21 protein-coding genes are annotated in these 19,487 nt (G+C 71.2%); 8 read left to right on the forward strand and 13 right to left on the reverse strand.

All coding sequences use genetic code 11. The annotated features are described in order from the left end of the window. Window positions 1-13: 13 nt before the first annotated feature. Together ACIBHX_RS09525 and ACIBHX_RS09530 are read left to right on the forward strand one after the other, a co-directional pair. On the forward strand, window positions 14-1,198 hold the full coding sequence (locus tag ACIBHX_RS09525) for an AAA family ATPase (protein WP_397065888.1): 1,185 nt from the start codon (window positions 14-16) through the stop codon (window positions 1,196-1,198). A 95-nt stretch (window positions 1,199-1,293) separates the two neighbouring features. Then, entirely contained in the window at window positions 1,294-3,081 is a 1,788-nt protein-coding gene (locus ACIBHX_RS09530; protein WP_397065889.1) for a S8 family serine peptidase, read from the forward strand. An 8-nt stretch (window positions 3,082-3,089) separates the two neighbouring features. Here the strand turns inward: ACIBHX_RS09530 and ACIBHX_RS09535 are convergent, their stop codons facing one another. After that, window positions 3,090-4,826: a glycerol-3-phosphate dehydrogenase/oxidase gene (locus ACIBHX_RS09535; RefSeq protein WP_397065890.1), complete on the reverse strand. Its 1,737-nt coding sequence runs from the start codon at window positions 4,824-4,826 to the stop codon at window positions 3,090-3,092. Between the two features lie 112 nt (window positions 4,827-4,938). Then, on the reverse strand, window positions 4,939-5,709 hold the full coding sequence (locus tag ACIBHX_RS09540; protein WP_397065892.1) for a DeoR/GlpR family DNA-binding transcription regulator: 771 nt from the start codon (window positions 5,707-5,709) through the stop codon (window positions 4,939-4,941). Window positions 5,710-5,839: 130 nt separating this feature from the next. On the opposite strand from ACIBHX_RS09540, the gene ACIBHX_RS09545 reads away from it, so the two are divergent. The 4 genes from ACIBHX_RS09545 to ACIBHX_RS09560 are packed head-to-tail and all read left to right on the forward strand — an operon-like array spanning window position 5,840 to window position 9,582. Next, entirely contained in the window at window positions 5,840-6,712 is an 873-nt protein-coding gene (locus ACIBHX_RS09545; protein WP_397065893.1) for an SIS domain-containing protein, read from the forward strand. Continuing rightward, a complete protein-coding gene (nagA, locus tag ACIBHX_RS09550; protein ID WP_397065895.1) occupies window positions 6,709-7,845 on the forward strand; it encodes an N-acetylglucosamine-6-phosphate deacetylase in 1,137 nt (378 codons plus the stop codon). Before ACIBHX_RS09545 ends, nagA begins: the two co-directional genes overlap by 4 nt. Beyond that, window positions 7,845-8,747 carry a 1-phosphofructokinase family hexose kinase gene (locus tag ACIBHX_RS09555; protein WP_397065896.1) on the forward strand — a complete coding sequence of 301 codons (903 nt, stop codon included), beginning with the start codon at window positions 7,845-7,847 and terminating at the stop codon, window positions 8,745-8,747. The genes nagA and ACIBHX_RS09555 overlap by 1 nt, the downstream gene beginning before the upstream one ends. A gap of 10 nt (window positions 8,748-8,757) precedes the next feature. Next, complete coding sequence (locus tag ACIBHX_RS09560) at window positions 8,758-9,582, forward strand: ketose-bisphosphate aldolase (protein ID WP_397065898.1); 825 nt, start codon at window positions 8,758-8,760, stop codon at window positions 9,580-9,582. Here ACIBHX_RS09560 and ACIBHX_RS09565 read toward each other — a convergent pair. From ACIBHX_RS09565 to ACIBHX_RS09575, 3 genes are read right to left on the reverse strand one after another with little or no spacing between them, the layout of a single operon-like run. After that, window positions 9,575-10,006 (reverse strand): GNAT family N-acetyltransferase, encoded by a 432-nt coding sequence (locus ACIBHX_RS09565; protein ID WP_397065900.1) that lies wholly within the window; start codon window positions 10,004-10,006, stop codon window positions 9,575-9,577. The two genes, ACIBHX_RS09560 and ACIBHX_RS09565, sit on opposite strands and share 8 nt — an antisense overlap. Next, a complete protein-coding gene (locus ACIBHX_RS09570) occupies window positions 10,003-10,761 on the reverse strand; it encodes a phosphotransferase family protein (protein WP_397065902.1) in 759 nt (252 codons plus the stop codon). Before ACIBHX_RS09570 ends, ACIBHX_RS09565 begins: the two co-directional genes overlap by 4 nt. Then, a complete protein-coding gene (locus ACIBHX_RS09575; RefSeq protein ID WP_397066069.1) occupies window positions 10,761-11,330 on the reverse strand; it encodes a TetR/AcrR family transcriptional regulator in 570 nt (189 codons plus the stop codon). Before ACIBHX_RS09575 ends, ACIBHX_RS09570 begins: the two co-directional genes overlap by 1 nt. 67 nt (window positions 11,331-11,397) lie before the next feature. Here ACIBHX_RS09575 and ACIBHX_RS09580 point away from each other — a divergent pair, with 67 nt between their 5' ends. Continuing rightward, window positions 11,398-11,946 (forward strand): dihydrofolate reductase family protein, encoded by a 549-nt coding sequence (locus tag ACIBHX_RS09580; RefSeq protein ID WP_397065904.1) that lies wholly within the window; start codon window positions 11,398-11,400, stop codon window positions 11,944-11,946. Here the strand turns inward: ACIBHX_RS09580 and ACIBHX_RS09585 are convergent, their stop codons facing one another. Then, the gene (locus tag ACIBHX_RS09585) at window positions 11,947-12,615 is read right to left on the reverse strand and encodes an SDR family NAD(P)-dependent oxidoreductase (protein WP_397065905.1); all 669 of its coding nucleotides are present in this window, start codon (window positions 12,613-12,615) and stop codon (window positions 11,947-11,949) included. Then, the gene (locus tag ACIBHX_RS09590) at window positions 12,612-13,244 is read right to left on the reverse strand and encodes an SDR family oxidoreductase (RefSeq protein ID WP_397065907.1); all 633 of its coding nucleotides are present in this window, start codon (window positions 13,242-13,244) and stop codon (window positions 12,612-12,614) included. Before ACIBHX_RS09590 ends, ACIBHX_RS09585 begins: the two co-directional genes overlap by 4 nt. Window positions 13,245-13,336: 92 nt before the next feature. On the opposite strand from ACIBHX_RS09590, the gene ACIBHX_RS09595 reads away from it, so the two are divergent. Beyond that, window positions 13,337-13,780 (forward strand): GNAT family N-acetyltransferase, encoded by a 444-nt coding sequence (locus tag ACIBHX_RS09595; RefSeq protein ID WP_397065909.1) that lies wholly within the window; start codon window positions 13,337-13,339, stop codon window positions 13,778-13,780. Here the strand turns inward: ACIBHX_RS09595 and ACIBHX_RS09600 are convergent. From ACIBHX_RS09600 to ACIBHX_RS09625, 6 genes are all read right to left on the reverse strand, one after another. Then, on the reverse strand, window positions 13,752-14,867 hold the full coding sequence (locus tag ACIBHX_RS09600; RefSeq protein WP_397065911.1) for an alpha/beta hydrolase family protein: 1,116 nt from the start codon (window positions 14,865-14,867) through the stop codon (window positions 13,752-13,754). The genes ACIBHX_RS09595 and ACIBHX_RS09600 overlap by 29 nt on opposite strands. Beyond that, window positions 14,851-15,423 carry a TetR/AcrR family transcriptional regulator gene (locus tag ACIBHX_RS09605; protein ID WP_397065913.1) on the reverse strand — a complete coding sequence of 191 codons (573 nt, stop codon included), beginning with the start codon at window positions 15,421-15,423 and terminating at the stop codon, window positions 14,851-14,853. The genes ACIBHX_RS09600 and ACIBHX_RS09605 overlap by 17 nt, the downstream gene beginning before the upstream one ends. 86 nt (window positions 15,424-15,509) lie before the next feature. Further along, window positions 15,510-16,349, reverse strand: coding sequence for an NAD(P)H-binding protein (locus ACIBHX_RS09610; protein ID WP_397065915.1), 840 nt, complete (start codon window positions 16,347-16,349; stop codon window positions 15,510-15,512). A 213-nt stretch (window positions 16,350-16,562) separates the two neighbouring features. Further along, complete coding sequence (locus tag ACIBHX_RS09615) at window positions 16,563-17,486, reverse strand: RNA polymerase sigma-70 factor (RefSeq protein WP_397065917.1); 924 nt, start codon at window positions 17,484-17,486, stop codon at window positions 16,563-16,565. Beyond that, window positions 17,483-18,415: an NAD-dependent epimerase/dehydratase family protein gene (locus ACIBHX_RS09620; protein WP_397065919.1), complete on the reverse strand. Its 933-nt coding sequence runs from the start codon at window positions 18,413-18,415 to the stop codon at window positions 17,483-17,485. The genes ACIBHX_RS09615 and ACIBHX_RS09620 overlap by 4 nt, the downstream gene beginning before the upstream one ends. 105 nt (window positions 18,416-18,520) lie before the next feature. Further along, window positions 18,521-19,438, reverse strand: coding sequence for an RNA polymerase sigma-70 factor (locus ACIBHX_RS09625; RefSeq protein ID WP_397065921.1), 918 nt, complete (start codon window positions 19,436-19,438; stop codon window positions 18,521-18,523). Window positions 19,439-19,487: the final 49 nt, after the last annotated feature.

A 19,487-nucleotide genomic window follows, 5' to 3' on the forward strand; every position in this document is an offset into this window, starting at 1 on the left:
CGGGCGGTGCGGCATGCCTTTCGTGGGACGGGAACGCGAACTCCGGCAGCTGGCGGGCACGCTCAACCATCCGCCGGTCGTCGTCCTCGTCGAGGGTGAGGCCGGAGTCGGCAAGACCCGGCTCCTGCACGAGCTGACCGGACCCCCGCTGATGATCGGCAGCTGCCATCCGATGCGCTTCCCCTACGGCCCGATTGTCGAGGCCTTGCGCGATGCGAACCCGCCGGGCGGCCTCAATCCCGTCACCGGTGCGTTACGCCCGCTCCTGCCCGAGTACGCCCATCTGCTGCCGCCCGCCCCGGATCCGCTCCAGGATCCGCTGGCCGAGCGGCATCGTCTGTTCAGGGCCGTGCTGTCGCTGCTCGAGGCGCTGCGGCCGATCACGCTCGTGGTCGAGGACCTGCACTGGATCGACGCCGACACCCGGTTGCTGCTGCCGTTCCTGGCCCGTTGCCTGCCCGAGGCGGTCAACCTGGTGCTCACCTACCGCCCCGAGGACGTCTGCTTCCCCGTCGCGGCGCTGCTGGCCCAGCTCCCGCCGCACGTCAACCACGCCGAGCTGGCGCTGCCACCGCTGGACGCCGAGGAGACCGCGCTGCTGGCCAAGCACCTGCTCCGTGATCCGGCCGACCTGTGGCCGATGACCAGGGGCGTGCCGTTCGCGATCGTCGAGCTGGCCAGGATGCTCGCCGCGGGCAAGGCGGCGGGCACGCCGCCCGCGCTCCGCGACGCCGTACTGCTCAAGCTGGACGAGCTGCCCGTCGCCGCGCGGCGGCTGGTGCAGGCCGCGGCCGTGATCGAGGAGCCGGCGTGCGAGCGGTCGCTGGCCGCGGTCGCGGGCGTGCCCGCCGAGCAGGCCGAGCGCGGGCTGGCCGAGGCGGTCCGCCGCGGGCTGCTGACCCGGTGCCCGGACGGGCTGTACGGCCTGCGGCAGCCGCTGGCCAGGGAGGCGGTCTACGACTCGATCACCCCCACGGTACGGCGCAGGCTGCACCGCAGGATCGACACTCCGGCGCAGCCGCAGGGCACGCTGTCGCCGCGGGAGGAGCAGGTGCGCAGGCTGGCGGCGACCGGGCTGACGAACAGGGAGATCGCCGAGAGCCTGTTCCTGTCGCCGCGGACGGTCGAGGTGCACGTGGCCAACGCGCTGCGCAAGCTGGGGCTGACCTCGCGACGGCAGCTGAGAGGGACTACGTAGTCGCAATACGTGGCGTCTACGTATGGCCCGGACCCTGATGATGGCTCATGTTTCAGGTGTTCCCATCCGCCACCCATGGAAGGGCTCACGCTGCCATGCGACGACGCACCCCCATGCTCGCGTTACTCGTCAGCGCTCTGGCGTTACTCACGACGCCACTCACAGCCCCAGCGTCCGCGGCCTTCGCCCAGGCCGAAACCCAGACCTACATCGTCCAGCTCAAGCCGATCCTCAGGGAGACGCCCAGGTCGATCGCCGGCGACCAGGTCTCCCGGTCGGGCGGGCAGCTGGTCGGCGTCTACGAGCACGCCTTCAAGGGCTACACGGCCGAGCTGACCCCGCAGGCGGCCGAGGCGCTCAAGTCGGACCCGAACGTGCTCACCGTCGAGGCCGACGCCGAGGTGACCGCGTTCGACCAGACCGTCGGCACCGGAGTCCGACGGGCGTTCGCGCCGGACAACCCGAACCTGGACATCGACGGCACCGACGACGTGCGCATCGACACCGACGTCGCGGTGATCGACACCGGTGTCGACTACACGCACCCTGACCTCAACGTGGTCGAGCGGACCGACTGCCAGACAGGTTCCTGCGCGGACAATTCCGGCACTGACGACAACGGTCACGGCTCCCACGTCGCGGGCATCATCGGCGCGCTCGACAACAGCATCGGCGCCGTCGGCATCGCGCCCGGCGCCCGCATCCACGCGGTCAAGGTGCTCAACTCGGCCGGATCCGGCACGCTGTCGGCGATCGCCGCCGGGATCGACTGGGTGGTGGCCCACGCCTCCTCGATCAGGGTCATCAACATGAGCCTCGGCTGCGACGGCTGCACCAGCAGCGCGATCAGCACCGCGATCACCAACGCCACGAACAAGGGCGTCGTGGTCGTCGTGGCGGCCGGCAACAGCTCCAAGGACGCGGCCACGTTCTTCCCGGCCAACCACCCCGACGTGGTGACCGTGTCGGCGCTGACCGACATCGACGGCAAGGCGGGCGGCCTGGGCGGCAGCACGCTGCCGTGCCGCAGCGAGACCGACCAGGACGACACGCTGGCCTTCTACTCCAACTTCGGCAGCACGGTCGAGATCGCCGCGCCGGGCACCTGCATCTACTCGACGTGGATGAACGGCGGCTACAACACCATCAGCGGCACCTCGATGGCCAGCCCGCACGTCGCCGGGGCCGCGGGGATCCTCACCTCCGGGACCAACAAGCCTTCCGACAGGGCCGGGGCGCTGGCCGTACGGTCCAAGCTGATCGCGACGGGCAACTCCAACTGGACCGACGACAGCGGCGACGGCGTCAAGGAACCGCTGCTCGACGTGCACGACGCCACCCAGTACCCGCCGGGCTCCGGGCCGGGCAACAAGCCGCCGGTGGCCGCGTTCACCAACTCGTGCACCCTGCTGGCCTGCTCCTTCGACGCCTCAGGCTCCTCCGACCCCGACGGGACGATCGCGTCCTACGCGTGGGACTTCGGTGACGGCTCGACCGGATCCGGCAAGACCGTGTCGCACACCTACGGCGCGGCCGGCACCTACACGGTCAAGCTGACCGTGACCGACAACCAGGGCGCAAGCGCGTCGACCGCGAAGACCATCACCGTGGGCACGCCGACGAACCAGCCGCCGAAGGCCGCCTTCACGCAGACCTGCCAGGTGTTCTTCATCTGGCACTACTGCAGCTTCAACGGCTCGTCCTCCTCGGACCCCGATGGCACGATCACGGCCTACGCGTGGAACTTCGGTGACGGCTCGACCGGGACCGGGGCCACGGTGACCCACTTCTACAGCTCGGCGGGCAACAAGACCGTCAAGCTCACCGTCACCGACAACCAGGGCGCGACGGGCTCGGTCACCAAGACGGTGGCCGTACCCTAATCCGCGGCTCAGGAGTGCTCAGGACCTGCGACCGGGACGATCTCGGGGGCGCCCAGCCTGATGGCGTCGGCTTCATGGTCGGAGTCCTGCTCCTGGGACAGCCTCTCGGCCTCCACCCGCTTGCAGAAGTACTCGACCTCCCGCTTGACCTGCTCGCCGTCCCAGCCGAGGGGTACGGCGAGCAGCTCCGCGGCCTCCTGGGCCACCGCGAGGCCGCGGTGGAAGGTCTCCATCGAGATGTGCGTGCGCCGGGTCAGCACGTCGTTCAGGTGCCTGGCGCCCTCATGCGTGGCGGCGTAGACGATCTCGGCGCGCAGGTAGTCGTCCGCGCCGTTGAGGGGCCTGGCCAGCGACCTGTCGGACTCGATCAGCTCGAGCACCTCGTCGATGAGCGAGCCGTAGCGCTGCAGCAGGTGCTCGATCCTGGCCACGTGCAGCCCGCTGGTGTGCGCCAGGCGGTGCCGGGAGTTCCACAGCGCCTGGTAGCCCTCGGCGCCCACCAGCGGGATCCGGTCCGTGCACGACTGCGGCACCCGCTGGTCCAGCCCGTGCGCGACGGCGTCGACAGCGTCCTTGGCCATCACCCGGTAGGTGGTGTACTTCCCGCCCGCGATCATCACCAGGCCCGGCACGGGATGGGCGACGACGTGCTCGCGTGACAGCTTCGAGGTCTCGTCCGACTCCCCCGACAGCAGCGGGCGCAGCCCCGCATAGACACCTTCCACGTCGTCCCTGGTCAGCGGCACCGACAGGACGGCGTTGACGTGGTCGAGCAGGTAGCCGATGTCGACGCTCGAGGCCGCCGGGTGCACCTTGTCCAGCGTCCACTCGGTGTCGGTGGTGCCGATGATCCAGTGCCTGCCCCACGGGATCACGAAGAGCACGGACTTCTCGGTGCGCAGGATGATCCCGGTGAGCGAGTGGATGCGATCGCGCGGCACGAGCAGGTGGACGCCCTTGGAGGCGCGCACGTGGATCTGGCCGCGCCCGCCGACCAGCTCCTGGATGTCGTCGGTCCACACGCCGGTGGCGTTGACCACCTGCTGGGCCCGCACGTCCAGCTCGGCGCCGCTCTCCAGGTCGCGCGCCCGCACGCCGGTGACCCGGTCGCCCTCCCGCAGGAACCCGACCACCTGGGCCCTGGGCGCGACCTGCGCGCCGTAGGTGGCCGCCGTGCGCAGCATGGTCATCACGTAGCGGGCGTCGTCCACCTGGGCGTCCCAGTACTGGACGGCGCCGGTGAACGCGGCCTTCTTCAGCGCCGGAGCCAGGCGCAGCGCCCGGCTCCTGGACAGGTGGCGGTGCCCCGGCACGCCCCTGGTCATCCCGGCCGCGTAGCCGAGCGTGTCGTACAGCGCCACGCCCGCGCCCACGTAGGGCCGCTCCCAGCCGAAGTGCGTCATCGGGAACAGGAAGGGCACCGGGCGCACCAGGTGCGGGGCGATGCGCTGCAGCAGCAGCCCGCGCTCCTGCAGCGCCTCCCTGACCAGGTCGAAGTTGAGCTGCTCCAGATAGCGCAGGCCGCCGTGGATCAGCTTCGACGAGCGCGAGGAGGTGCCTGAGGCGAAGTCGCGCGCCTCGACCAGGCCCACGCTGAGTCCGCGGGTGGCGGCGTCGAGCGCGATGCCCGCGCCGACCACTCCGCCTCCCACCACGACCACGTCGAGCTCCTGCGCGGCCATCGTGGCCAGCGCCGATGCCCGCTCGACGGGCCCGAGCCGGGCCACCCGCCTTCCCGCCGTCATAGCTCCCCCTGGGATACGGCCGTCGTCCTGCCCTGACATTCCTACCCGCACTGAGCTTATGGCAGCAGTCCGAGCCGCCGGGGGTGGGGCGGCCTGCCGTACAGGAGAAAGGTCAGGCCCTGATGACCTTGACGCCGGCCTCGGAGAGCGCGGCGGCCAGGGCGTCGGAGAGCTGGCTGTCGGTGACGAGCGTGTCGATCTGGGTGATCGGGCAGATCCGGGAGAAGGCGCGCTTGCCGATCTTGGAGGAGTCGGCCACCACCACGACCTGCGCGGCGCGGCTGATCAGCAGGTGGTTGACGCTGGCCTCGCCCTCGTGGTGCGCCGAGGCGCCCAGCTCGACGTCGAGCGCGTCCACGCCGAGGAAGGCCACGTCCAGCGTCACCTGCTCCAGCACGCCGGAGGCCAGCGGCCCGATGAGCTCGTAGGACTGCTGGCGCGCCACGCCGCCGGTGACCACGATCTTGACGTGCTGGCGGACCGTGAGCTCCGAGGCGATGTTGAGCGCGTTGGTGACGATCGTGAACCCGGACTCGAGCGTGGAGCGGGTGGCCAGCGTGCGGGCCAGCTCGGAGGTGGTGGTGCCGCCGTTCATCCCGACGACCGCGCCGGGGGCGACCAGGTCGGCGGCCGCAGAGGCGATGCGGTGCTTCTCGTCGGCGTGCCTGGCCGTCTTGTAGCGCAGCGGGAGGTCGTAGCTCACGCTCTGCGCGACCGCGCCGCCGCGGGTGCGCATGAGCATCTGCTGCTGGGCCAGCTGGTCGAAGTCGCGGCGGATCGTGGCGGTGGAGACGTCGAGCGACTGCGCCGCCTCCTCGACGGTGAGCCGGCCCTCCTGCGCGAGCAGCTCCAGAATCGCGTTCCACCGGTCGTATCGGGACACGAATTCCCTCCCTTGGCGATCCGTCAGGAGCAAGCGTGGCACATCACGAGAGGTCAGAGCCACCAGTGCAGAAATATGCGCTGTTCTGATATAAAAAGAGCAGAAACAAACATCGATCGGGAGGTAAGTGGTGACCACCCACACCGAAGCCGAGATCGCATCCCAGCCGGAGTGCTGGCGCCGCGCCGTCGAGAACGTCCTAGCGGGCGCGCTGCCGCAACCGGGCGAGCGGGTCGCCGTCGTCGGCTGCGGGACGTCGTGGTTCATCGCGATGGCCTATGCGACGCTGCGCGAGCAGGCCGGGCTCGGCGAGACCGACGCGTTCGCCGCCTCCGAGGCGCCCGCGGGCCGGCGCTACGACCGCGTGCTCGCGCTGACCCGATCCGGCACCACGACCGAGGTGCTGGAGCTGCTGGCCAAGACCGACCTGCCGACCACGGCCATCACCGCCGACCCGGACACCCCGGTCATGACGGCCGCCGACCAGGTCGTCGTGCTCGACTACGCCGACGAGAAGTCGGTCGTGCAGACCCGCTTCGCCACCACCCAGCTCGCGATGCTGCGCGCCAGCCTCGGCGAGGACCTCACCCAGGCGATCGCCGACGCCTCGGTGGCCCTGGCCGAGCCGCTGCCCGCCGAGCTGGTCGAGGCCGAGCAGTTCAGCTTCCTCGGCACCGGCTGGTCGGTCGGGCTGGCCCAGGAGGCCGCGCTGAAGATGCGCGAGGCGTCCAGGTCGTGGACCGAGGCGTACCCGGCGATGGAGTACCGCCACGGCCCGATCAGCATCGCCGGCCCCGGCCGCGTCACCTGGATGCTCGGCGCCGCCCCCGAGGGCCTGCGCGAGCAGGTGGAGGTCACCGGCGGCACGTTCTTCCAGAGCGACCTGGACCCGATGGCCGAACTGGTCAGGGCCCAGCGTGTCGCGGTCGCCCGGGCCTTCGCCCGCGGGCTCAACCCCGACGAGCCCCTGCACCTCACGCGATCTGTGATTCTTTCTCCATGAGCCTTACTCTCTCCGACGCCCGGATCGTGACGCCCGAAGGGGTGCACGAGGGGTGGTTGACCATCGAAGACGGCCGGATCACGCACGTCGGCCGGGGATCCGCCCCCCGCGCGGGCCACAGCCTGGGCGGGCGGCACGTCGTGCCCGGTTTCGTCGACATCCACAACCACGGCGGAGCGGGCGGGTCCTTCCCGACGGGCGAGCAGGACAAGGCGCGGGAGGCGGTCGCGCTGCACCTGCGCCACGGCACCACCACGATGGTGGCCAGCCTGGTGACGGACACGCCGGAGAACCTGGCCTCGGCCGCGGCGTCGCTGGCCGAGCTGTGCGAGGACGGCCTGCTGGCCGGGATCCACTTCGAGGGGCCCTACATCTCCAAGGCGCGTTGCGGCGCGCACAATCCCTCGCTGCTGCGCGAGCCGACGCCGGCCGAGTTCGCCGGGCTGCTCAAGGCAGGCCGCGGCCACGTGCGCATGCTGACGATCGCCACCGAGCTGCCCGGCGCGCTCGACACGATCCGTACGGCCGCCGCCGAGGGCGTGATCGTGGCGCTGGGCCACAGCGACGCCGACTACGACCAGACGCTGGAGGGCATCGAGGCGGGCGGCACGGTCGCCACCCACCTCTACAACGCCATGCCGCCGCTGGGCCACCGCGCGCCGGGGCCGATCGCCGCGCTGCTGGAGGACGAGCGGGTCACGGTCGAGCTCATCAACGACGGCGTGCACGTCCACTCCGCGATGCTCCGCCTGGCCTTCGACGTGGCCGGGCCGTCCAGGACCATGCTGATCACCGACGCGATGGCCGCCACCGGGATGGGCGACGGCACCTACGTGCTCGGCAGCATGCAGGTCGACGTGGCCGACGGCGTCGCCAGGCTGGTGGAGGGCGGCTCGATCGCCGGGTCCACGCTGACGATGGACGTGGCCTTCCGGCGCGCCGTCCAGGAGGTCGGCCTGTCGCTGCCGGAGGCGGTCCAGGTGACCTCGCTCACCCCGGCGCGGGTGCTCGGGCTCGACTCCAAGGTCGGCTCGATCGCCGCGGGGAAGGTGGCGGACCTCGTGGTCCTGTCCGACTCCCTGGAGGTCGACGGCGTCATGCAGCGCGGAGCCTGGACCACGACGGAGCCCTGATGATCCTCACCGTGACGCTCAACGCCGCCCTCGACGTCACCTACCAGGTGCCCGCCGTCGACTGGGACGGCGTCAACCGGGTTCGGGCCGTGCACAGGCGCGCCGGCGGCAAGGGTGTCAACGTGGCCCGCGTGCTGGCGGCGCTCGGCCAGGAGGTCCTGGTCACCGGCCTGGCGGGCGGGCCCACGGGTGAGGCCATCGCGGCCGACCTGCGCGCGTCGGGGCTGACCGACGCGCTCGTCCCTGTCTCCGGCGACTCCCGCACCACGCTGGTCGTCTCCGAACCCGGGCGGACCGCGTTGTTCAACGAGCCCGGCCCCACGGTGACGCCCGACGAGATCGGCGACTTCCTGAACAGGTACGGCGAGCTGCTGCGTGAGGCGGGCGCGGTGGTCATCTCCGGCAGCCTGCCGCAGGGCGTGCCCGCCGACTTCTACGCCACGCTCGCCCATCTGGCGCACGACCGGGGTGTCCCCGCGATCGTCGACGCCGACGGCGAGCCGCTGCGCCATGCGCCCAAGGGCCGCCCGGCCGTCGTCAAGCCCAACGCCGAGGAGCTCGCCAGGGCCGTGCCCGGTGGCACCGCGCTGGAGGGCGCCGCCGAGCTCAGGTCACAGGGGGCCGAGGCGGTGGTCGTCTCCATGGGCGCCGACGGGCTGCTCGCGGTCACCCCGGAGGGCGCCTTCCGCGCCGGCATGCCGTACCGGGTGGAGGGCAATCCCACGGGGGCGGGCGACTCGCTGGTCGCGGGGCTGGCGCTCGGGCTGGTCGAGGGGACGCCGTGGCCCGCGCGGCTGGCCAGGGCGGCCGCGCTCGGCGCGGCGGCGGTGGCCGCGCCGGTGGCGGGCGACTTCGACCGCGACGTCTACGCCGACATCCACCCCAAGATCGTCATCAGCTAAGGAGTCCGCCATGCCCCTCGCCTCCATCGGCGACATCGTCCGCGACGCGCCGCTCGGCGTGGGCTCGTTCAACGTGATCCAGCTCGAGCACGCCACCGCCATCGTGGCGGGGGCCGAGGCGGTGGACCTGCCCGTCGTGCTGCAGATCAGCGAGAACTGCGTGAAGTACCACGGCGCGCTGGCGCCCATCGCGCTCGCCTCGCTGGCCGTGGCGCGGGCCGCCCGCGTCCCCGTGGCGGTGCACCTCGACCACGCCACCGACCGCGCGCTCGTCGAGGAGGCCGTCGAGCTGGGGCTCGGCTCGGTGATGTTCGACGCCTCGGCGCTGCCGGACGAGGAGAACGTGGCCGCGACCGCCTCGGTGGCCGCCTGGTGCCACGAGCGGGGCGTGTGGGTGGAGGCCGAGCTGGGCGAGGTCGGCGGCAAGGACGGCGTGCACGCGCCCGGGGTCCGCACCAAGCCGCACGAGGCGGTCGACTACGTGGCCCGCACCGGCGTCGACGCGCTGGCCGTGGCGGTCGGCAGCTCGCACGCGATGACCACCAAGGACGCGGTGCTCGACCTGGACCTCATCACCGAGCTGCACGCCGCGGTGCCGGTGCCGCTGGTGCTGCACGGATCCTCGGGCGTGCCGGACGACACCCTGCGCGAGGCGGTACGGCACGGCATGAAGAAGATCAACATCGCCACGCACCTGAACAAGGCGTTCACTGGCGCGGTCAGGGAGTACCTGGCGGTGGACCCGAAGGTGGTGGACTCCCGCAAGTACCTCAGGGCGGGCCGCGACGCCGTGGCCCGCGAGGTGACGCACCTGCTGGGCGTGCTGGCTAGCTGAGCTCCTTCCGCATCTCCACGGCCTGCCGCCCCTCGACCCCCTTGAACCCGACCTCCTGGTAGCCGAGCCGGGCGTACAGGGCGCGGTTGGACAGCATCTTCACGTTGGTGATCAGGCGGGTCGCGGGCAGGCCCAGCCTCCTCGCCTCGTCCTCGGCGAAGGCCAGCAGCTTCCTGCCGACCCCTTTGCCGTGCAGGTCAGGACGGACGGCGACGTTGTCGATGTACAGCGCGCCGTCCTCCGGGATCAGCACGATCAGCCCGTCGATCTCCCCGGTCAGGTGGACCCGCCGCTCGGCGATCAGCGTCCGGTAGTCGGCCTCCATCGGCAGCGGCCGCATCCCCACGACCTCGACCCACGGCTCGTACGCCGCGAACACGATCTCCTCGACCGCCTTCAGGTCACTCTCCCGCGCCAGCCTCATGCTTCCAACCTCTCCAGCACTCTGCGCACCTGCCGCGCGAACGTCCCCGGCGGGTTGCGCGGTCCCTCGCCCGACAGCAGGAACAGCCACGTGAGCGCCTGCAACCTCCGGCACTCCCGCAGCCTCCGCTCCTCGGTTTCCGACAGTTCGCAATACGGCAGGATATTCACCTCTCCATCGACCCATGACGCGACGTGCTCGGAAACCTCCGCCAGTTCGAAGACGCGGTCGCTGCGGCCCGAGTCCTCGAAGTCGAGGATGCGCACCCGCTCTCCGTCCCACAGGAAGTTCGCCAGGTTCCCGTCACCCGCGCCGAACGCGGGCGGGGCGGGCTCGCGGGGCCGCCAGGACTCCAGCCACCGGGCGCCCTCCGCGACGGCCAGGTCGGCCAGCGGGTCCCGGGGGTGCCATGCCGTACACCACTCGAGGACCTGGGCCTTCAGCTGCTCGGCGTGCCACGGCCGCACCGGCAGGTCAGCGGGCGGCACCACGGCGTGCAGCGCCGAGAGCGCCTTGGCCAGCTCCTCGGCGGGCCTGGTCGCCATGCCACGGACGGGGACGCCGTCGAGGCGGCTCATCGTGATCGCCTCGCCGTCGAAGCCGAGCGGGACCGGAGCCAGGCCCGGGGCGTGCTCGGCCAGGAGGTTCAGCGCCCGCCACTCGCGGGCGGCGGCACCGGCGTCGGCGTCGGCGTAGCGCTTGGTGACCACGTCGCCGTGGATCTCGATGGCGTGGGTGCTCTGGAGGTCGGGCATCAGGGGAGGCTCCGTTCCACGGCGGCGGCGATGAGGTTCTGGACTTCGTCGTCGGTGAGCAGGTCCGGGAGTGTGAGCTGTTCGACGATGAGCCAGTTCATCGACAGGTAGAGGAGTTTGACCGTCGTCTCGTCGCCCGGCAGGCCTGATTCGAGGTGATAGCGGACGTTGGCCTCGGCGTCCTCCCTGATGCGCTCGGTGAGGACGGCGCGCAACTCCGGGCGGCGGGTGGCTTCCAGGCGGAGCTCCAGGAGCGCCAGCCAGCCGGTTCTGAAGGCGGTGATGCGGCCGACGATGTCACGCATGAGCTCCACGATGCGCTCCTTGGTGCGCGGGCCCGCGAGGGACTCGGCCGTGGTGCGCTCGTCGGGTTGCAGGCGCTCGTAGATCCGCCCGCCCGCCTGCGTCAGCAGGTCGTCGCGGTTGTCGAAGTAGTTGGAGGCCGTCCCGACCGGGACCTCCGCCTGCGCGTCCACGGCCCGGAACGTCAGCCCGCGCGCCCCGTCGCGCGCCAGCACCTCGATCGCGGCGTCCACCAGCGCCGCCCGCCGGGCCAGGTTCTGCCTCACCATTGACACCACTCCATATGTAGTACTACGGTCAAACCACTTCAATCAGAGTACTACAGGAGAAGTTTTGCGAAAGCTCGTGTACTTCGTGGGGATGTCGATCGACGGCTACATCGCCGGCCCGGGCGGTGAGATCGACTTCTATCCGCTGCCCGACGACATGCTCGAATGGATCAAGTCCGACTACCCGGAGACGCTGCCGACGCACGCCCGCCCCTACCTCGGCCTGGCCGTGGACGCGCCCAACCAGGCCTTCGACACGCTGGTGATGGGCCGCGGCACCTACGAGCCGGCGCTGGCCATCAACGTGACCAACCCGTACGCGCACCTGCGGGAGTACGTCGTGTCGAAGACCATGGGCCTGGTCGAGGATCCCGTGCGGCTGGTGCGCGAGCTCAAGCAGGAAGACACCGGCAAGGACATCTGGCTCGCCGGCGGCGGCAAGCTGGCGGCCGGCCTGCTGCCCGAGATCGACGAGCTGGTCGTGAAGAGCTACCCGGTCGTGGCGGGGACGGGCATCCCCGGCTTCGCGGGAGAGTTCCGCCCGGCCCTGTTCACGCCGACCGCGCGCCGGGAGTTCAGCAACGGCGCCACGGCCACCTGGTTCACCCGGTGATCACCACGGCACGGGCCGGCCGTGGCGGAAGAATCCGCCGGTCGGCCCGTTGTCGGGCAGGTTCACCGCCCACAGCACGCTCGCCGCGCCCTCGGCGACAGGCGCCCCGCCCGGCCCGCCCATGTCCGTGGCCACCCAGCCCGGGCACACGGAGTTGACCAGGATGCGGTCGCCGCGCAGCTCGGCGGCGAGCATCCGGGTGAGCGCGTTCAGCGCCGCCTTCGACATCGCGTAGGCGGGCGTGCCCGCGCCCATGCTTGCCAGCGATCCCGCCTCGCTGGAGACGTTCACCACGCGGCCGTGCCCCGAGGCGCGCAGCAGCGGCAGCACCGCCAGGGTGACCTGCCAGGCGCCGAGCACGTTGGTCTCCAGCGCCTCCCGCACCACGCCCAGGTCCGCCTCGGCCGCCAGCTGCCAGGTGTCGTAGTGGATGGCCGCGTTGTTGACCAGCACGTCCAGCCGGTCAAGCGAGAGCCTGGCCACGGACTCCGCGTCGGACACGTCCAGCCGCACCGGCACCACGTCGCCCCGGATGCCGGCCACTGCCTTCTCCGCCTTGCGCAGGTCGCGCGCCGTCAGGATCACGGTGTCACCGGCCGCCGCCAGCTCCCGCGCCACCTCCAGCCCGATCCCCCGGTTCGCCCCCGTGACCAGGCAGGTGCGGCTCACGCCTGGTCGCCTTCGAGCTTGGCGAACGCCGCCGCCCAGTCGGCCACGGGATCGCCCGGCACGCCGTACACCTCGAAGGTCTTGCCCCGCGCGGCGGGCGCGCGCAGCGCCTGCACGCAGATCTCGGCGATGTCCTCGCGGCTGACCTGGCCGTCGCCGTTGTCGCCCTGGTCGAGCAGCAGCGCGCTCCGCCCGCCCGGCCGGCCGGTCAGCCAGCTGGGCCTGACGATCGTGTACGGCAGGCCGCTGCGCCGCACCGCCTCCTCGCCGGCGAACCGGGCGCCGAGGATGTAGCCCATCTCGGGATGCTCGTCCGCCCTGGTCAGATAGATCTGCGTGACGAGCACGACCTGCGTGCCGGGCGCGGCGGCCTCGACGACGTTGCGGACCCCCTGCTCGTGCACCGCGCTGGCGCTCGCGGCCGAGGCGCCGGACTCGACCGCGATCACCACGCCGGCGACCCCCTCGACCGCCCGGCGAACCGCGGCCGGATCCTCGATCGAACCCTGGACCGCGTCGGGCCCCGACGCGGTCCGTCCCAGCACCCGCACGCTCTCGCCGGCCTCGGCCAGCTTGCGCACCACATGGCCGCCGACGCGCCCTGTCCCACCAATGACAAGAATGCTCACTTTCGCGAGCCTAGCCCCGCCCGGGGTGGTCGCCGGATATCGCCCCGAAGTGGCCGTGTCGGTGTGCCGCGACCGCTTCTACGGTGGATCGCGTGATCGAGATCGGCAAGCTCCAGCCCGCGGACCGGCCCGTCTGGGAAGCGCTCTTCCGTGGATACATCGACTTCTACCAGCGCGTGGAACCGGATGAGATGTACCAGCGCGCCTGGGAGGAGTTCCAGGCCGACACCCGGCTGCACGCCCTGGGCGCCAGGGTGGACGGCGACCTGGTCGGCATCACCCACTTCCTCACACACGCCAGCACCTCCAAGCCCGACACTGACGTCTGCTACCTGCAGGACCTGTTCACCGCGCAGGCCGCGCGCGGCAAGGGTGTCGGCCGCGCGCTGATCGCCGCGGTGACGGACTGGGCCCGCGAGCGCGGCTGCGACCGCGTCTACTGGAACACCCACGAGACCAACACGACCGCCCGGACCCTGTACGACAAGGTCGCCTCCTACCGCGGCTTCATCCGCTACCAGATCGATCTGAAGTGAGGAAGGCGCGCACGGCCCGGTCGTAGCGGGCGCGATCGACGTTCCACGCCTCGGTGTGCCCGCCCTGGGCGAACTCCTCGAAGGTGATGTCCCAGTTCAGCCGCCTGCCCGCGGCGACCAGGCCGCGGGCCTCCTCGATCGGGTGCTGGTCGTCGGGGAGGGTGTGGATCAGCAGCATCGGCGGCCTGGCCGCGGGCGGGTGGCGGATCAGGCTGAGCCCGTCCACGTCGACCCCGGTACGCCACCTGATGACCTGGCTCGACAGCGCCGCGAAGAGGCCCGGCAGGTGGAGGTTCCTGGTCCCCTGCTCGGCGGTCATCCGCACGTCGATCATGGGCGCGTCCAGCACCACCCGGTCCACCTGGTTCGCCAGTCCCGACCTGGCCAGGAACTGCCCGATGATCTGCCCGCCCATCGACGTCCCGTACAGGATGAACCGTTTGGCCCCCATGCCCTGGGCCTTGCGGATCGCCGCCTCCAGGTCCCGCCACTCCGAGTCGCCCAGGTGCAGCAGCCCGTCCGGCGAGGCGGGCGCGCCCTCGTCGTTGCGGTAGCTGATGTCCAGGTACGGCAGGCCGAGCTCGTGCACCACCGGGAGCACCTTCAGCTCCGCCTTGCGCCGCCCGTTCTGCCCGTGCACCGCCACCACCCAGGTGGAGCCGCGCCCCGGCACGTACCAGGCGGGGGCGGGCCCCAGCTCGGTGGGCACCATGATCTCGGAGTAGCCGATCCCCCAGGCGACCTTCGGGTCCCCCGGCGGCACGTTCCCGAACCACCCCGGCGTACCGACGGACGGCGCGAGCCCCCGCAGCACCTTCCTCGTGATGCGCCCGGGCGCCCGCGCCACGACGTCGCCCAGCATCGCGAACGAGCCCGTCCACTCCAGCCAGTAAATGCCCGGCTTGCCCGTCTCCGCCGTCTCGGTCAGCGTGACCAGGTCGTTCTGTACGGCGAGCACCGAGGTGTTCCCACCTCCGTAGTGCTCGACCTTGATGCCCTGGTCGCTGCCGAACCAGGCGCCGTATCCCACCGCGCCCACCAGGACGACCACGACGACGATCAGTGTCTTCCTAAGCGCGGATGCCATCGAGGAGCCTCCTCGCGTTCCGCTCGCACAGCTGCCTGAACCCGGCCTCGTCCAGCCCGATGCGCCCGCCGAGATACAGCTGGACCAGGCCCTGGGTGGACGAGCTCAGCACCAGCGCCACCTCCAGCGGCTGGTCCTCGCGCAGCAGCCCGGCCGCCATCCCCTCCTCGATGAGCGCCACCACCGGCGCGAAGGCCGGGGACCCGCCCCCCTCGAAGTCCTCGGGGAACCGCCTGGCCAGCTCCCGCCGATCAGTCATCAGGAACGTGTACAGATGCGGGCTCCCCAGGGCGAAGTCCAGGAAGTCCTGCATCAACCCCAGCGCCCTGCTCTCCCAGTCGCCACCCGGCGTCCGTGTCCCCCACCTCTCGGCCAGGTCCTGGAACGCCCGGTCGGCCACGGCTCGGAGCAGCGCCTGGCGGCTGGGGTAGTGCTTGTAGATGGCCATCGCGGTGACGCCGACGACCTCGGCGACCCGGCGCATGCTCACGGCTTCGACGCCCTCGCGTACGAGGATCTCCTGCGCGGCATCCGTGATCTTCTCCGCAGTGCCCATGTATACACCGTACACCTGTCGGTATACGACGTATACCCCGGCGGGCCCCGGATGGGCCCAGAGGCGCGCATCCGGGGCGGGCGCCGTCAGGCGGGGGGCGAGCCGAAGTCGGCCGCGCGCTGGGCGACCCATTGTGCGTAGGTGAAGGCCGGCCGCCCGGTGACTTCCTGGACCGTCGGGACTGGCTGCTCGGGCTTGCCGTCCCTCGCGGCGAGCCCCTCGATGAGCTCGTCGATCGCCGGCGCGGGCATTCCGTGGTGCAGCATCTGCTGCCGGAATTGGTCTCGGGGCTGCTCCTCGAACCGTAGCGGCCGCCCGATCGTCTCCGCGATGATCCGCACGCGGTCGATCTGGGTCAGCGACTCGGGTCCGGTAAGGACGTATGCCTCGCCGACACGCCGATCGAGAAGGGCGCGTGCGGCGACCGCGGCGATGTCGCGCGGGTCGACCGGAGCCAGTGCGGCATTGCCGTGCACCCCGCGGACGACCCCGCCGTTGACGATCTGGGGTGCCCAGACCAGGTCGTTGGTCATGAACCAGTCGGGCCGTACGAAGGTCCACGGCAACCCGGACGCTTCGACGGCCTGTTCCAGCAGCAGATGCTGTTCGCCGATCCACCCAGGCGTGGCGAACGTGACGGTCGATGAGGACAGCAGCACGACATGCCGCAGCTCGGCTTCCCGCGCCGCTTCGAGGAATCCGTCGACGCCGTTGAAGACGGGGAACAGGAAGGCCCGGTCGACGCCGGACAGCGCCGCCGGCAGGGTTTCCGGCCGGGTCAGGTCGCCGGGCACGACCTCGACTCCGTCCGGAAGGGAATGGTCGGTGGGGTTGCGGGTCATGACGCGAACCTTCTCGCCCGCATCGAGCAGTTCGCGGACGATGTTGGCGCCGACGTTTCCGGTGCCACCGGTTACCAGGATCACGGTTGAGATCTCCTTCTTTTTCTTCTTCTTCCGCCGGTCATCGACGCGTGGGCCTTGTTCGGCCCACGACGAGGAATCCGGCTGTCGATGGGTACGGCCGTGGGCGGCCTGCAGAAGGTCGGCATGCCTCGAGTAAGCGGGCTGTGGCCGCGGCGGCCGCCAGTGCTGAGCCGCGCGGGAGCTTCAGGACACCAGGTCAGGGAGCGCCGGTGGTCAGTTCGTGGAGCGGCGGGCCTGCTGCGCCTCGCGGACGACCGCCCAGGCATCGGCCACCGGGCCCACGTGCTCGAGCTTGTCGGGGTTGAGCACCGTGCGGATCGTCTGGATCTGTCCGTCGAGGATGTCTAGCGTCCAGGTGTTGAGGACCTTGCCGTCCCGGTCGCGGAAGATCGCGCCCGGTTGGCCGTTCACCTCGTGCGGCTCCACCACGCCGCCGATCTGGGCGAACGGCGAGACGAGGGCGGCGAGCGCCCGGGCCACGTTCTGGGCGCCGAAGACGCCCCTGCCCCATTGCGGGGCCTTGCCACCGCTGTCGCTGACCAGGTGAACGTCGGTGGCGAGCAGGTCCAGCAGCCCGCCGACGTCGCCTTCCCTGAAGGCGTCGAAGAATCGCCCGGCGAGTTCCTCGCGCTCTTTGCGGTCGGCCTCGAACCGGGGCCTGCCCTCGTCCATGTGGCGGCGCGCCCGCGCCGCGAGCTGGCGGCACGCCGCCTGTGAACGCCCCACCGCCGTCGCGACCTCGCCGAATTCGAACCCGAACACCTCGCGCAGCACGAAGACCGCGCGTTCGAGCGGGCTGAGTCGTTCGAGCAGGAGCAGGGCCGTCATCGACAGCGAGTCGGCCAGCTCCGCCGACCGCTCCGGGTCCTGGTAGGGGTCGGTCATCAGCGGCTCGGGGAACCACGGCCCGACGTACTCCTCGCGCCGGACGCGGGCCGAGCGCAGCACGTCGATGGAGATCCGGGTGACCACGGCCGAGAGGAATGCCTTCGCCGAGGCGGGCTGGGTCGGGGTGGCCTGGTAGCGCAGCCAGGTCTCCTGGACCGCGTCCTCGGCCTCGCTCACGCTGGCGAGGATCCGGTAGGCGATCGAGAACAGCAGCGGCCGCAGGTCCTCGAACTCCTCGGCGCGGGTCATGCCAGCTCCTCCTTGAAGCCCTGCCGCCACGACGGGTAGCGCAGCTCCCAGCCGAGCTCCCGCTTGGCCTTGGCGTTGGAGAAACCGCGCCCCTCGGTCATCATCATCACCGCCACGTCCCCGGCCAGCGGCCGGGCCAGCCAGGCGGGGACCCGCATCGGCCGCTTCGCTCCCGCGCACGCGGCCAGGTAGGGCAGCCACTGGTCGGCCGGGGCCGGTTCGTCGTCGACGATGTTGAACACACCCCTCGCCCGCTGCTCCACAGCCAGGACCGTAGCGCTCGCCGCGTCGTCCAGATGCACCCAGGAGCAGTAGCCTGCGCCGCCCCCGACCACCGGGAACTGCCGCTTGCGCACGGGCTCGACCAGGTCGTCGTTGGCGCCCGGCCCATAGAACCAGCCGTACCGCAGGACCGCGCCGCCGGCCCTGACGACCACGTCCTCGACGTGGCCGACAGCCGTCATCCCAGGCTCCGCCGGCGTCCCCGTCATCGGGTCCACCGGGTCCTGCTCGGTCTTCACCCAGCCGCCCTCACGGATGCCGTTCCAAGCGCCGTAGCCCTGCGCGACGAAGTTGGTCACGCCGGTCGCCTCCGCGGCGGCCAGCAGGTGGTCCGTCCCCTCGGTGCGCAGCCGGTTGGTGCCGGCGAACCACTGATCCATGTGCTTCATGTCGGGCTTGCCGGCATGCGCCACGGAAATCGCGGTCATCTGGTGCACGATCACCTCCGGCCGGGCCTTGGCCACCGCCTCACCGACCGACATCGCATCCAGCCCGTCCATCACGACCGCCTCGGCGCCCAGCTGCTCCACCAATCCCAACTTGGCCGAGCTCGTCGTCGTGGCCGTCACCTGGTGACCCCGGGCCACCAGCTGCGGCACCAGCCGCCGTCCCAAAACCCCGGTCCCACCAGCCACGAACACCCGCATGACCATCACCTTCCCGATCCCAGAACCTGCTTTCGGAACCCGAGACGAGACAGCCCGGACATCTGTGACATGCGGCCAGAAAGTAGCTCGGGTGCGTTGGCGGGCTCAGCGGTGCAGGGCGGTCTCCCGCTCTATGTACGACAGCTTCTCGGGATTGCGCACGGCGTAGAGCCCGGCGATGAGACCGTCGGCGATGCGCACCGCCAGGACGGTGTCGATCTCGCCGTCGAGCCGGGCGATCAGCGCCGGGTAGCCGTTGACCTGTGCCGGCTGCAGCGACGCCACGGCCTCGACCCTGCTCAGTACCTGGGCCACCAGGTCGGCCCCCACGACGGGCGCCAGCGCCGCCTGCTTGATTCCGCCACCGTCAGTCAGCAGGACGACGTCCGGCGCGAGGATGTCGAGCAGGTTCTGCAGGTCGCCCGTTTCGATCGCCCGTTGGAACGCCTGGAGCGCGTCCCGGGTCTCGGCCGGGGAGACGACCTCGCGCGGCCGGCGTGCGGCGACGTGTGCCCGCGCCCGGTGGGCGATCTGGCGGACCGCGGCCGGGCTCTTGTCCACGGCTTCGGCGATCTCGTCGTAGTCCAGGTCGAACACCTCGCGCAGCACGAACACCGCCCGCTCGGTCGGTGTGAGCGTCTCCAGTACCAGCAGCATCGCCATCGAGACGCTGTCGGCCAGCTCGACGTCCTCGGCCACGTCGGGCGCGGTCAGCAGCGGCTCGGGCAGCCAGGGGCCGATGTAGGACTCCTTGCGCCGGCCGAGCGTGCGCAACCGGCCCAGCGCCTGCCGGGTGGTGATCCGGACCAGGTACGCGCGCTGGTCCCGCACGGTCTCGAGATCGACTCCCGCCCACCGCAGCCACGTCTCCTGCAGGACGTCCTCGGCGTCGGCGGCCGAGCCGAGCATCTCGTAGGCGACGGTGAACAGCAGGTTGCGGTGGGTGAGGAACGCCTCAGTCGGGGAGTCCGGGCTCATGTCCCCGCCGCGATCCTCGGGCGCGCTCTGCGACGTGCCGGCCATGGTTGGCTCCTGTTCGCTCTCGACAGTCTCACCCACCAGACGTCGCGGC

It is taken from the genome of Nonomuraea sp. NPDC050536 (assembly GCF_044457685.1).
Classification (GTDB): Bacteria; Actinomycetota; Actinomycetes; order Streptosporangiales; family Streptosporangiaceae; genus Nonomuraea.

Bases quoted from the DNA above. Each gene is read 5' to 3' on its own strand.
- ACIBHX_RS09525 (WP_397065888.1), top strand. From the start codon at position 14: ATGCCTTTCGTGGGACGGGAACGCGAACTCCGGCAGCTGGCGGGCACG.
- ACIBHX_RS09530 (WP_397065889.1), top strand. From the start codon at position 1,294: ATGCGACGACGCACCCCCATGCTCGCGTTACTCGTCAGCGCTCTGGCG.
- ACIBHX_RS09535 (WP_397065890.1), bottom strand. From the start codon at position 4,826: ATGACGGCGGGAAGGCGGGTGGCCCGGCTCGGGCCCGTCGAGCGGGCA.
- nagA (WP_397065895.1), top strand. From the start codon at position 6,709: ATGAGCCTTACTCTCTCCGACGCCCGGATCGTGACGCCCGAAGGGGTG.
- ACIBHX_RS09555 (WP_397065896.1), top strand. From the start codon at position 7,845: ATGATCCTCACCGTGACGCTCAACGCCGCCCTCGACGTCACCTACCAG.
- ACIBHX_RS09560 (WP_397065898.1), top strand. From the start codon at position 8,758: ATGCCCCTCGCCTCCATCGGCGACATCGTCCGCGACGCGCCGCTCGGC.
- ACIBHX_RS09565 (WP_397065900.1), bottom strand. From the start codon at position 10,006: ATGAGGCTGGCGCGGGAGAGTGACCTGAAGGCGGTCGAGGAGATCGTG.
- ACIBHX_RS09570 (WP_397065902.1), bottom strand. From the start codon at position 10,761: ATGCCCGACCTCCAGAGCACCCACGCCATCGAGATCCACGGCGACGTG.
- ACIBHX_RS09600 (WP_397065911.1), bottom strand. From the start codon at position 14,867: ATGGCATCCGCGCTTAGGAAGACACTGATCGTCGTCGTGGTCGTCCTG.
- ACIBHX_RS09605 (WP_397065913.1), bottom strand. From the start codon at position 15,423: ATGGGCACTGCGGAGAAGATCACGGATGCCGCGCAGGAGATCCTCGTA.
- ACIBHX_RS09615 (WP_397065917.1), bottom strand. From the start codon at position 17,486: ATGACCCGCGCCGAGGAGTTCGAGGACCTGCGGCCGCTGCTGTTCTCG.
- ACIBHX_RS09620 (WP_397065919.1), bottom strand. From the start codon at position 18,415: ATGCGGGTGTTCGTGGCTGGTGGGACCGGGGTTTTGGGACGGCGGCTG.
- ACIBHX_RS09625 (WP_397065921.1), bottom strand. From the start codon at position 19,438: ATGGCCGGCACGTCGCAGAGCGCGCCCGAGGATCGCGGCGGGGACATG.